This is a genomic window from Chromobacterium sp. FG89 (genome assembly GCF_057808735.1).
The window spans coordinates 1-568 of the sequence record NZ_JBMDIQ010000077.1; the positions used below are offsets into that span (position 1 = coordinate 1).

The following is a 568-nucleotide window of genomic DNA, read 5'->3' on the forward strand; positions in this document are numbered from 1 at the left end:
GCGCCCAAGGGCCCGGTGTCGGCCAAGGCCAACTGCACCCAGCTGCAAGCCCCGGAATACCCGAGCAAGGCGCAGCAGGACGAGATCCAGGGCGTGGTGCGCGTGGCCTTCCAGGTGGGCGACAACGGCCGCTTCAGCCACATCGCCAACATCTCGTTCGACGGCGGCATCCCGCCGCGTTACCGCAGCGGCTTCCAGTCGGCGATCAGCGCCGCGCTGCAAGGCTATAGCTGCAAACCCAACAGCCTGTTGAGCCAGGAATTCGGCTTCAAACTCGACTCCGGCGAATGAGCGCGAGCGCGCCTCGACCGGAGCACAGCAACTCTTAGGAGAACCAAAGCATGACCAAGACCACTCGCACCGCCTTCGCCGCCCTGGCCCTGCTGGCCAGCCTGCCTGTCCTGGCCGCCGAAACCGCGCACGTGACCAGCAACCCGTACGGCATCGACGCCCTGTGGGCGCAAGGCGACATCGTCGCGCGCGGCACCCTGATCATTCTGCTGATCATGTCCGCGGCCACCTGGTACGTGGGCATCGTCAAACTGCTGGAACAGCGCCGCCTGCTCAA

The 568-nt window shown here is 66.0% G+C and carries 1 protein-coding gene and 1 pseudogene; both read left to right on the plus strand.

Going from position 1 to position 568, the window contains the following annotated elements:
* A partial coding sequence (locus tag ACODRW_RS24305; RefSeq protein ID WP_488906923.1) for an energy transducer TonB occupies positions 1-291 on the plus strand: 291 nt, incomplete at its 5' end.
* A gap of 50 nt (positions 292-341) precedes the next feature.
* A pseudogene (locus tag ACODRW_RS24310) lies at positions 342-568 on the plus strand (MotA/TolQ/ExbB proton channel family protein); the annotation flags it as partial.